This window comes from Streptomyces sp. RPA4-2 (genome assembly GCF_012273515.2).
Classification (GTDB): Bacteria; Actinomycetota; Actinomycetes; order Streptomycetales; family Streptomycetaceae; genus Streptomyces; species Streptomyces kaempferi.
Genome location: NZ_CP050975.2, coordinates 7,343,839 through 7,354,902, shown reverse-complemented (window position 1 = coordinate 7,354,902; position 11,064 = coordinate 7,343,839). Strand labels below are relative to the sequence as shown.

Genomic DNA, 11,064 nt, shown 5'->3' with positions numbered 1-11,064 from the left:
GGTCTTTTATCCGGAATTCCGCTGGAGGAGGGCCTGTGGCCGGTGACGGCCTCGTTTTCCACGAACTGAGTTTCGTTCCCGAAGGCGACGAGGTGGTGGTCGGCCGCCTGGACACCGGTTCCTACGCGGTTTTCCCGGCCGACGGCGCGGAGTTGCTGCGGCAGCTCATGCGGGGAATGACACTCGGCGCCGCCGCCGACTGGTACGAGACCACTTTCGGAGAGGACGCCGATCTCCAGGATTTCGTGACCACTCTGCGCGAGCTCGGCTTCATCGACGAGGAGGACCGGGCGCGGCCGGCCGGCCCCGCCCCGCAGGTACGTCTGCGCGGCCTGGGCCGAGCCGCCTTCTCTGCGCCGGCGTGGGTGGTGTACGGCGCCGTGGTCGGCGGCTGGACGTGGGCCGTGATCGCGCGGCCGGACCTGGCACCGCATCCCGGGCAGATCTTCTTCACCCACTCCCTCCTCGTGGTCCAGCTGGTCATCACCCTCGGCCAGGTGCCGCTTCTGCTGCTGCACGAGGGCTTCCACATTCTTGCCGGCCGGCGTCTCGGTCTGCCCACGCGCTTGAGTGTGAGCAACCGTCTGACGTACATCGTCGCCGAAACCCAGATCAACGGACTGCTCAGCGTTCCCCGGGCGAAGCGCTATCTCCCGTTCTTCGCCGGAATGGTCTGCGACGGCGTCGTTTTCGCGGTGCTCGGGCTCGTCGCCGATCTGACGCGGAATCCGGGCGGTTCGTTCTCGTTGGCCGGGCGACTCTGTCTCGGACTGGCATTCACCGTCGCGGTTCGCATGCTGTGGCAGCTCCAGCTCTACTTGCGAACCGATCTCTATTATGTGGCGGCCACCGCTTGGAACTGCTACGACCTTCACGACGCGGGCATGACCCTGATGAAGAATCGTGTGTGGCGTTTCATGAATCGCCCGGACCGTATCGTGGACGAGGAGAAATGGACGCCCCGTGATCGCCGAGTCGGCGCGTTCTACGGTCCTTTCATCGTCCTGGGATATGGCGCGTTCGCCGCGATCACCGTCTTCGTCAGCGTCCCCGTGACGGTCAACTACGTCAGCATTGCCGGGCGCGCCCTCGGCTCCGGCGGCGTGGACGCGTCCTTTTGGGACGCTGTGCTCTCCCTGTGCATGAACGTGGCCCAGATCGTCGCACTCGTCGTGCTGTCCCGGAGAAAACGCCGGAACCAGAAGTCAGCCCACTCCCTCACGTCCTCTTCACCGGAGGTAGAACTCGCATGACGGGCCATCTGCGGATCGTCGGAGACAGGCGCGAAGACCGCCTGCGCGCCATCGCAGCCCACACCGGCAAGGCCCTCGTGGTCCGCTGCCACCAGCGGCTGCGCGGTCCCTACACCGGCGTGGACACGGTGCTACGAGCCGTTCTGCCCGAGGCCTACCGGCGCTGGCCGGACCTGGTCGAGGACCATCGCGTGGCACTGCTGTACGGGATGCCCGAGCTGGCCCACCTCATCGGACCGCCACCGCGCACCCTGGCCGACGACGCCCCCTACGAGGAACGCACCCGCTTCTTCGGCGCCGGGTGGGTCCGTTGCATGAGCCAGGGCATCGTCGGCTTCCTGCTCGAATACGCCCGGCGCATCCACAGCGACACCGCCTTCGAGATCGCCTTCGAAGAGGCGCACGCCGCCGAGGCCACCACACAGGAACTGATCGCCCTGCTTCTGCGCCGTGCGGACCCACGCCGGCTGCGCGTGGTGGTCTCGGCGACCCGCGGCACGCTCTCCGAAGAGCTCCAGGACGCTCTGGCCGACGTGACCGTCCTGCCCGTCCCGCGCACCCCCGAGCAGCCGGTGGAAGACCGGAGCCCCGGCGACTGGGCCGCCGTCCATGTCGAAGGCGACTGCACCGACGACGACCCCCGCGCCCTCGACGGATACCAGCGCACCGACCCGCGGACCCGCGCCCGCCTCCACGACCGGCGTGCCGACTCCCTTGAACGGACGGCCACATGGGGCATCCGCGTGGGCGCCATCGCGCACCACCGCGAACACGGCAGCGACCCCGCCGGGGCGGGACGGGCCGCCCTGCTCGCGGCCCAGCGCCACGCCGTGGCCACCGGCTTCTCCGCCGCCGTGGTCGACCTCGGCCTGCGTGGCCGCGGCCTGACCGACCCGCGCTCGCACGAACACGACTACTGGGAGTTCACCCGCGAAGCGGCTGCGGCCTGCATCCCGGTCGGACGCCTGGAACAGTCCATGGAGCTGTACCAGAGCCTGCTGCGCCGCTTCACCGATCCCAAGATCCACATGATGACCAGCTACGCCATCGCGATGCTGCACACCCGTTTCCTGAAGCCCCGCGACCACGAACTGGCCGTCCAGTGGCAGCACAACGCCGTCGCCATCGCGGGAATCCTCCCGGACCCGGCCGAACGACTGACGTACAGCGTCTTCCACGACAACGGCCTGGCACTCGTCGAGATGCACCGCGGCAACCTGCATCACGCCCTGGCGCTCGTGGAGTCATGCATCACCCGGCTCGACGAGCGGCTCGACGACGACCAGTGGGCCCTGCACCGCTCCCAACTGCTCTACAACCGGGCCCGACTGCTGGTGGCGCTCGGCAGGCCGGACGAGGCGCACGCCGACTACACCCGACTCGTCGACATCGACCCGTACTACACCGACTACCTCTCGGAGCGGGCCAGGATCTCGCGGGACCGCGGCGACTTCGACGCCGCCCTGGCCGACTACGACCGCGCGGTGCGGCTCGCGCCTCCGTTCCCCGAGCTGTACTACAACCGCGGCACCGCCCGCGCGCAGGTCGGCGACCACCGAGGGGCCCTCGGGGACTTCACCCTCGTACTCGAGATGGAACCGCGCGACCTCGACACCCGGATCGCCCGAGCGGAACTGCTGCTGGAAACCGGCGATCTCGACGCGGCCGAGACCGACACGGCCACCGGACTGAGGCTTCACCCCGGAGAACTCCAACTCCTTTGCCTGAGCGGCACGGTCCTCCTGCAACGCGATCAACTCGACCGCGCCCTGGCCGCTTTCGACGGAGCGCTCGCAAAGGACCCACGCTACCCGGCCGCGCTGATCAACCGGGCCGTGGTGCACTTCCAACAGTCGCGCCCGGAGATGGCCGTCGCGGACCTGACCGCCGCACTCGAAGCCGTCGGGGACGACCCCGACATCCTGCTCAACCGCGGCATCGCCCACCTGGCCGCCGACCGCCCCGACCTGGCCCTCAAGGACTTCGACCAGGCACTCACGCTGCCGGACGCCGACACCACCGAACTCCAGGAACAACGCCGGCTCTGCACCGCGTCCAGCGCCCGGTGAGACCGCCGCCCGCCGTGCCCTCGTGGGAGCGTCCGCCTCGTCGCCCTGTCGCGATCAGGGCTCCTGTCCGGACCCCGGAACGCGGAAGACCCCACGCGAAGTGGGGTCCCAACTGATCTCTGGTACTGCTGGTGTCCGAGGGGGGACTTGAACCCCCACGCCCGATAAAGGGCACTAGCACCTCAAGCTAGCGCGTCTGCCATTCCGCCACCCGGACCAGGTGTCTGCCGCCTGGCCGGGAGGTGTTCCCCGCGGCGACACGCACAACAATACCAAGGTTTCAGGGTGCCTTTCACCTGCATATCCAGGCCCTGGGAGCGGCTGCGCGGGGCCGGACGCGGGTGGATCGCGTCAGCCACCTTGAGTGACGGATCGGTCGCCAAAAGTTCACGCGGCCGCTCAACTCGGGCGAGCGGGACGCACCCGTCCGGCGATCCCCCTCACACCGTCACTCCTCCCCCTCGCGCACCCCCACCACCAGAACCCGCAGCGCCCGCACGAGCGCGGCCCCCGCCTCCTCGCCCAGCGGAGCGAGGAAGCGCCGTTCCGTCTCCCGCCGAGCCAGTTCGGCCTGTCGCAGGCAGTCGTGGCCCGCCGCGGTCAGCTCCACGATGTTCTTGCGACGGTCCTGGGGGCTGCGGCGGCGCTCGACGAGCCCATGGTCCTCCAGTCCGTCGACGAGCGCCACCATCGTGGTGCGGTCGACGCCGAGCCGTCCCGCGACCTCGACCTGCGACAGCGGGTACTCGGCGGCCAGCACCGCCAGTACCGCCAGCTCGTGCCCGTCCACCCCGAAGGGTGCCAGCGCCTCGGCGGATGCCCGCGTCAGCCGTTGCTGTGCGTGCTTGAGGAGATAGCCGAGCCTGGCCTCAAGGGGCACGGGGGCCGCAGGAGGCGTGGGAGGGACAAGGGGCGCAGGGGATCCAGGGAGCTGCTCGCCGGTCATGCCCGCACTGTACCCAGTACTGATTGTCAGTCCTCCTGATGATTGGCTAGGCTGATCGACATGAGCGAACAGCGCGTGCGCTTCGGCATCAAGACCACCCCCATGCACGTCTCCTACGAGGACATCCGCCGAGTCTGGCGGGAGGCCGACGCCCTCCCCGAGATCGAGGACGCCTGGCTCTGGGACCATCTGCTTCCGTTGCGCGGGCCCAGGAGCGGCCAGATGCACGAGAGCTGGACGCTGCTCAGCGCTCTCGCCGCCCAGACCGAGCGGCTGCGGCTCGGACTGCTCGTCACCAGCAACCGTGTCCGCCCGCCCGCCGTCCTCGGGAAGATCGCCTCGACCGTGGACGTGATCTCCGGCGGGCGGCTCGTGATGGGCATCGGCGTCGGCGGCACCCGGCAGCCTCCCGGCGCGGGCGGGATCGCCGGCGAGAATCCGGCGGTCGCGGAGTACGCGGCGTACGGGCTGACACTCGTCCCGCCCGGTGAGGGCGTCGCCCGGCTCGCGGAGACCGTCGAGATCCTGAAGCGCATGTGGACCGAGGACGTCTTCGACTTCGAGGGACGCCACTACCGGCTCCGGGGTACGTACAACGAGCCCAAGCCCGTGCAGCGGCCGGGGCCCCCGCTCCTGATCGGAGGCTGGGGGACGCGGCTGCTGCGGCTGGTCGCCGAGCGGGCCGACATCTGGAACGTCCCCGGACCGCCGCACAACGGCGTGGAGTTCGTCGCCGAGCGCGGCCGGGTCCTGGACGCCCACTGCGCGGAGATCGGGCGCGACCCGCGTGAGATCACCCGGTCTGTGCAGGTCGTCGTCTCCTACGACGACCCCGCCGCCACCCGGGCCGCGGTCACCGGCCTCATCGGCGTGGGCACCAACCACGTCGTGCTCAGCCTGCCCCAGCCCTACCCGCAGGGGGTCGCGCGGTGGCTGGTGGACGAGATCGTGACACGGGTGCCGGCAGTGGTACCGGAGAGTGGGCGGCGCCCCTGACCGGGCGACCGCCGGACACGAACCCGCCCACTCCGCCGTCACCGGGACAGCCGCTGCCCGTATGTCACGGAACGAGCTGGTACTCGGGGAAGTTGCCCGGCAGCCGTTCCTCCGCCGGACCCTGCGTGACGGCGCGGACGAGCAGTTCGCCGCCCACGAAGGCCCCGCGCCAGGAGGCGCCGAGTCCGCCGAACAGCTCGTCGCGGTCGCCGCGCGAACGGGGCTTGCCGCGGCCGAGTTTGAACGCGCGGATCTGCGGCGCGAGGCGGGTGTACGTCGCCTCGTCGTCCGTGGAAAGGGTCGCCACCAGCGCTCCGTTCGACGCGTTCATCGCGGCGAGCAGTTCCGCCTCGGTGTCGACCAGGACGATGGTGTCGACGGGGCCGAAGGGCTCCGCGTGGTGCAGTGGTGAGGACGGCGGCGGGTTGAGCAGCGTGACGGGCTGGACGTACGCCGAGGTGTCCTGGCCGGGCAGGAACCGTGTGTCGGACAGCTTGCCGCGGTGCAGGGGAACGGCGCCGCGGCTGATGGCCTCGGCGACCTGGTCGTCCAGCTCCTTCGCCTTGGCCGCGTTGATGACGGGTCCGAAGTCCAGGGCGGGAAAGGGGTCGTCGGGGTTCTCGACCGCTAGTGGGTGGCCGATCCGCAGGGTGCGGACGGCCGGCAGGTACGCGGCGAGGAACTCGTCGAACAGGGTGCGCTGGACGACGAAGCGCGGGTAGGCGGTGCAGCGCTGCTTGCCGTAGTCGAAGAGTTTCGGGACGACGGCCGTCAGCGCGTCCCAGTCCGTGTAGTTCCAGACGCCCCAGGTGTTGAGGCCTTCCTGTTCGAGGATGTGTCGCTTGCCGAGGTCGGCGACGGCGGTGGCCACGGCGGCGCCGGTGTCGCGGCCGCCGACGAAGGAGACGCAGCCGATCTCGGGTGCGCGCACGAGCGCCTCGGACAGTTCGCCGCCGCTGCCGCTGACGAGGGTGACGGGGATCCCCTCGCGTGCGGCGAGCGCGCAGGCCAGGGTGAGGCAGGCGACGCCGCCGTCCGTGGGGGCCTTGGCGATGACCGCGTTGCCTGCCAGGGCCTGGACCAGCATGGCGTGGACGAGGACGCTCATCGGGTAGTTCCAGCTGGCGATGTTGGACACCGGGCCGTCCAGCGGGCTCCGGCCCTCGACCATGGGTTCGATGCCGTCGACGTACCAGCGGACGCCGTCGATCGCCCGGTCCACGTCCGCCTGCGCGAGCCGCCAGGGCTTGCCGATCTCCCAGACCAGGAGAAGGGCGAGCAGTTCACGGTGCTCGGTGAGCGCGTCGAGGGTGGCGGCGACGCGGGCTCGGCGTTCGGGCAGGGGGACGTGGCGCCAGGCCCGGTGCCGGTCGAGTGAGGCGCGTACGGCCTGCTGGGCGGTGGCGCCGTCCAGGCGGGGCGGACCCGCTACGGGGCTTCCGTCGACCGGGCTGGTGGCGGGCAGTGCCCGGCCGTCGGCCCGCCAGGAGGTGCCCCAGAGGTTGAGGACCCGGTCCTCCTGGAACGCCTCGGGCGCGACGGCGAGGCAGCGCTGCCAGGCGTCGGCCCAGGACGTCCCGGACTTCAGGACCAGGGAGGTGTTGGGGGTGGATGCCATTCGGATGTCTCCGCTCTCGGTGCACAGTCGGGGGCGGGAGGTGCCTGGCTCGTGCCGGACCTGCATGGTCCATCGGCTCGCACGAGGGGTGGTCGCGTCCGTACGGAGGACGACGGTGGTCGGGTCCGTACGGAGGAGGGTGGACGGGGTGCGTACGCGGGAGGGTGGCCGCGTCCGCACGAGGAAGGTTCCGTACGAGGAAGGTACTGAGGCGGGTCCGCTTGTGACAGTCACCGCACATCAACTATGAGTGACGTCTCACCTCACCCGCCGGTGGCGACACGCTCCGCCTCCAGCCGGGCCAGCACCAGTCGGGCCGTCTCGGTCGGGGTTCCCCCCACCGGCACCCCGGCCGCTTCCAGGGCCGTCTTCTTCGCCCGGGCGGTGCCGGACGAGCCGGAGACGATCGCGCCGGCGTGCCCCATCGTCTTGCCCTCGGGCGCGGTGAAACCGGCGATGTAGCCGACGACCGGCTTGGTGACGTGGTCGCGGATGTACGCGGCGGCCCGCTCCTCCGCGTCGCCGCCGATCTCCCCGATGAGGACGACGAGGTCGGTGTCCGGGTCGTCCTGGAAGGCGGCCAGGCAGTCGATGTGCGTGGTGCCGACGACGGGGTCGCCGCCGATGCCCACACACGTCGAGAAGCCGATGTCGCGCAGCTCGTACATGAGTTGGTAGGTCAGTGTGCCCGACTTGGAGACCAGGCCGATGCGTCCGGGCTTGGTGATGTCGGCGGGGATGATGCCCGCGTTCGACTGGCCGGGGCTGATCAGGCCGGGGCAGTTGGGGCCGATGACACGGGTGCCCTTCGCGGCGGCGTGCGCGTGGAAGGCGACGGCGTCGTGGACGGGGATGCCCTCGGTGATGACGACGGCGAGTGCGATCCCCGCGTCGGCGGCCTCCAGCACCGCGGCCTTGGCGAACGCGGGCGGCACGAAGACGACGGTGACGTCGGCGCCGGTCGCCGCCATCCCCTCGCGCACCGAACCGAAGACCGGCACGCTGACCGGAGTGCCGCCCCGGCCGTCGAGGCTTCGGGGGACGTCGAAGTCGACGCTGCGGCCCGCCTTGCGCGGGTTGACGCCGCCGACGACGTCCGTGCCGGCGGCGAGCATCCGCCGGGTGTGTTTCATGCCCTCGCCGCCGGTCATGCCCTGGACGAGGATCTTGCTCTCCTTGCTGAGGAAGACGGCCATGTCCCACTCCTTCAGTCGGCGGTGGCGAGTCGGGCGGCGCGGCGCGCGGCGCCGTCCATGGTGGTGGCCTGCTGGACCAGGGGGTGCGCGCGGTCGTCGAGGATGGCCCGGCCGCGTACGGCGTTGTTGCCGTCGAGGCGGACCACGAGCGGCTTGGTCAACCGGACGCTCTCCAGGGCCTGCACGATGCCGTCGGCGACGGCGTCGCAGGCCGTGATGCCGCCGAAGACGTTCACGAAGACCGATTTCACCGCCGGGTCGGAGAGGACCACGGACAGGCCGTCGGCCATGATCCGGGCGGAGGCGCCGCCGCCGATGTCGAGGAAGTTCGCAGGGCGGGCGCCGCAGCCGGCGACCACGTCGAGGGTCGACATGACCAGGCCCGCGCCGTTGCCGATGATGCCGACCTCGCCGTCCAGCTTGACGTAGTTCAGGCCCCTGGCCGCGGCGGCCGCCTCCAGGGGGTCGTCGTGCGGGGCGTCCTTCTCTCCCCAGCGTTCCTGCCGGAAGCGGGCGTTGTCGTCGAGGGTGACCTTGCCGTCCAGGGCGAGGATCTGCCCCTGGGCGGTGCGCACGAGGGGGTTCACCTCGACGAGCAGGGCGTCCTCCCGGGTCAGTACCCCCCACAGGCGTACCAGGACGTCGACGGTCCGCGGGGGAAGGCCGGCGGCTTCGGCGATCTCGGCCGCCTTCGCCGAGGTGACGCCTTCGGCGGGGTCGACGGGGATACGCGCGACGGCGTCGGGCCGGCTCGCGGCCACCTCCTCGATGTCCATGCCGCCCTCGGCCGAGGCGATGGCGAGGAAGCGCCCGGCCGCGCGGTCGAGAACGTAGCTGACGTAGAACTCGCTCTCGATGTCGACGGGTTGGGCCAGCATCACCTCGCGGACGGTGTGGCCCTTGATGTCCATGCCGAGGATCTGGCGCGCCGTCAGTTCCGCCGCGGCCGGATCCGCGGCGAGCTTCACGCCGCCGGCCTTGCCGCGGCCGCCCGTCTTCACCTGTGCCTTGACGACCGCCCGGCCGCCGAGCCTGCGGGCGATCCCGCGGGCCTCCTTGGGCGAGTCGGTGACCTCGGCCCTCGGTACCAAGATGCCGTGTTCCTCGAAGAGTTCCCTTGCCTGGTGCTCGTACAGGTCCATACCTCGGCTCCTGCCTAAAAGTGCCGCACGCCCCCTGGACACCACCCACCGGATGCGGGATAACAAGCTTCATACAGTATTCGTCGACTGTATGCAATGTACCGCGAGAGCGTTCCAACCCCCTACGAAGGGACAGGACTTCGCCATGCCCGACGGCAGCAGCGACACCAACTCGACCCTCATCTCAGGTGGGCACCTGGTCGCCAAGGCACTCAGAGCGGAAGGCGTGGAGGTCGTCTACACCTTGTGCGGCGGCCACATCATCGACATCTACGACGGCTGTGTCGACGAAGGCATAGAGGTCGTCGACGTGCGTCACGAGCAGGTCGCCGCCCACGCCGCCGACGGCTACGCGCGGATCACCGGCAAACCCGGATGCGCGGTCGTCACGGCCGGGCCGGGTACCACCGACGCCGTGACGGGCGTCGCGAACGCCTTCCGCGCCGAGTCCCCGATGCTGCTGATCGGCGGTCAGGGGGCGCACACCCAGCACAAGATGGGATCGCTCCAGGACCTGCCGCACGTCGACATGATGACGCCGATCACCAAGTTCGCCGCGACCGTCCCGGACACGGCGCGCGCCGCCGACATGGTGTCGATGGCGTTCCGGGAGTGCTACCACGGCGCACCCGGTCCCTCCTTCCTGGAGATCCCGCGCGACGTCCTGGACGCCAAGGTGCCGGTCGACAAGGCCCGGATCCCCGCCGCCGGCCGGTACCGCGCCTCGACCCGCTCGGCCGGTGACCCCGAGGCGATCGAGCGGCTCGCCGATCTGCTCGTGCACGCCGAGAAGCCCGCGATCCTGCTGGGCAGCCAGGTGTGGACGACCCGGGGCACCGAGGCGGCCATCGACCTCGTCCGCACCCTCAACATCCCCGCGTACATGAACGGCGCGGGACGCGGCACCCTGCCGCCCGGGGACCCGCACCACTTCCAGCTCTCGCGCCGGTACGCGTTCTCCCACGCCGACGTGATCGTGATCGTGGGCACGCCCTTCGACTTCCGTATGGGCTACGGCAAACGGCTCTCCCCCGACGCGACCGTCGTACAGATCGACCTCGACTACCGGACCGTCGGCAAGAACCGGGACATCGACCTGGGGATCGTCGGGGACGCGGGCCTGGTCCTGAAGTCGGTGACCGACGCCGCCTCCGGGCGCGTCAACGGGGGCGCGTCGAGGCGCAAGGAGTGGCTCGACGAACTGCGGGCCGCCGAACAGACGGCGCTCGACAAGCGGCTGCCCAGCCTGAGGTCGGACGCCTCGCCCATCCACCCGTACCGCCTGGTGAGCGAGATCAACGACTTCCTCACCGAGGACTCCATCTACATCGGGGACGGCGGCGACATCGTCACCTTCTCCGGGCAGGTCGTACAGCCCAAGTCACCGGGCCACTGGATGGACCCGGGTCCGCTCGGCACCCTCGGCGTCGGCATCCCCTTCGTCCTCGCGGCGAAGAAGGCCCGCCCCGACAAGGAGGTCGTGGCCCTCTTCGGCGACGGCGCGTTCTCCCTCACCGGCTGGGACTTCGAGACCCTCGTCCGTTACGACCTGCCGTTCGTCGGCATCGTCGGCAACAACTCCTCGATGAACCAGATCCGTTACGGCCAGGCCCAGAAGTACGGGCTGGAGCGCGAGCGGGTCGGCAACACCCTCGGCGACGTCCACTACGACAAGTTCGCGCAGATGCTCGGGGGTTACGGCGAGGAGGTCCGCGACCCCGCCGACATCGCCCCGGCGCTGCGACGCGCCCGCGAGTCGGGCAAGCCGTCGCTCATCAACGTCTGGGTCGACCCGGACGCGTACGCCCCCGGAACCATGAACCAGACGATGTACAAGTGAGGTG

8 protein-coding genes and 1 tRNA gene are annotated in these 11,064 nt (G+C 70.4%); 4 read left to right on the top strand and 5 right to left on the bottom strand.

The window, feature by feature from the left end; translation table 11 throughout:
* Positions 1-35 precede the first annotated feature (35 nt).
* Together HEP85_RS32105 and HEP85_RS32100 are read left to right on the top strand one after the other, a co-directional pair.
* Entirely contained in the window at positions 36-1,253 is a 1,218-nt protein-coding gene (locus tag HEP85_RS32105) for a hypothetical protein (protein ID WP_369657927.1), read from the top strand.
* Positions 1,250-3,322 (top strand): lipopolysaccharide assembly protein LapB, encoded by a 2,073-nt coding sequence (locus tag HEP85_RS32100; RefSeq protein WP_168531003.1) that lies wholly within the window; start codon positions 1,250-1,252, stop codon positions 3,320-3,322. Before HEP85_RS32105 ends, HEP85_RS32100 begins: the two co-directional genes overlap by 4 nt.
* Positions 3,323-3,451: 129 nt before the next feature.
* On the opposite strand, the gene HEP85_RS32095 is transcribed toward HEP85_RS32100, so the two are convergent.
* Together HEP85_RS32095 and HEP85_RS32090 are read right to left on the bottom strand one after the other, a co-directional pair.
* A tRNA-Leu gene (locus tag HEP85_RS32095) sits at positions 3,452-3,539 on the bottom strand.
* Between the two features lie 231 nt (positions 3,540-3,770).
* Entirely contained in the window at positions 3,771-4,202 is a 432-nt protein-coding gene (locus HEP85_RS32090; RefSeq protein WP_248002147.1) for a MarR family winged helix-turn-helix transcriptional regulator, read from the bottom strand.
* Between the two features lie 126 nt (positions 4,203-4,328).
* On the opposite strand from HEP85_RS32090, the gene HEP85_RS32085 reads away from it, so the two are divergent.
* A complete protein-coding gene (locus tag HEP85_RS32085; protein WP_248002146.1) occupies positions 4,329-5,264 on the top strand; it encodes an LLM class flavin-dependent oxidoreductase in 936 nt (311 codons plus the stop codon).
* 64 nt (positions 5,265-5,328) lie between these two features.
* Here HEP85_RS32085 and HEP85_RS32080 read toward each other — a convergent pair whose 3' ends face one another.
* The 3 genes from HEP85_RS32080 to sucC form a co-directional block, all read right to left on the bottom strand.
* Complete coding sequence (locus HEP85_RS32080; protein ID WP_168531001.1) at positions 5,329-6,882, bottom strand: aldehyde dehydrogenase family protein; 1,554 nt, start codon at positions 6,880-6,882, stop codon at positions 5,329-5,331.
* A gap of 263 nt (positions 6,883-7,145) precedes the next feature.
* On the bottom strand, positions 7,146-8,078 hold the full coding sequence (gene sucD, locus HEP85_RS32075; protein ID WP_168531000.1) for a succinate--CoA ligase subunit alpha: 933 nt from the start codon (positions 8,076-8,078) through the stop codon (positions 7,146-7,148).
* A gap of 11 nt (positions 8,079-8,089) precedes the next feature.
* Positions 8,090-9,220 carry an ADP-forming succinate--CoA ligase subunit beta gene (gene sucC / locus HEP85_RS32070; protein ID WP_168530999.1) on the bottom strand — a complete coding sequence of 377 codons (1,131 nt, stop codon included), beginning with the start codon at positions 9,218-9,220 and terminating at the stop codon, positions 8,090-8,092.
* Positions 9,221-9,365: 145 nt separating this feature from the next.
* On the opposite strand from sucC, the gene HEP85_RS32065 reads away from it, so the two are divergent.
* Positions 9,366-11,060, top strand: coding sequence for a thiamine pyrophosphate-binding protein (locus HEP85_RS32065; protein ID WP_168530998.1), 1,695 nt, complete (start codon positions 9,366-9,368; stop codon positions 11,058-11,060).
* Positions 11,061-11,064 lie beyond the last annotated feature (4 nt).

What these genes read in the sequence shown, in the direction of transcription:
- sucC (WP_168530999.1), bottom strand. Translation starts at nt 9,220, where the DNA reads ATGGACCTGTACGAGCACCAGGCAAGGGAACTCTTCGAGGAACACGGC.
- HEP85_RS32100 (WP_168531003.1), top strand. Translation starts at nt 1,250, where the DNA reads ATGACGGGCCATCTGCGGATCGTCGGAGACAGGCGCGAAGACCGCCTG.
- HEP85_RS32080 (WP_168531001.1), bottom strand. Translation starts at nt 6,882, where the DNA reads ATGGCATCCACCCCCAACACCTCCCTGGTCCTGAAGTCCGGGACGTCC.
- HEP85_RS32065 (WP_168530998.1), top strand. Translation starts at nt 9,366, where the DNA reads ATGCCCGACGGCAGCAGCGACACCAACTCGACCCTCATCTCAGGTGGG.
- sucD (WP_168531000.1), bottom strand. Translation starts at nt 8,078, where the DNA reads ATGGCCGTCTTCCTCAGCAAGGAGAGCAAGATCCTCGTCCAGGGCATG.
- HEP85_RS32085 (WP_248002146.1), top strand. Translation starts at nt 4,329, where the DNA reads ATGAGCGAACAGCGCGTGCGCTTCGGCATCAAGACCACCCCCATGCAC.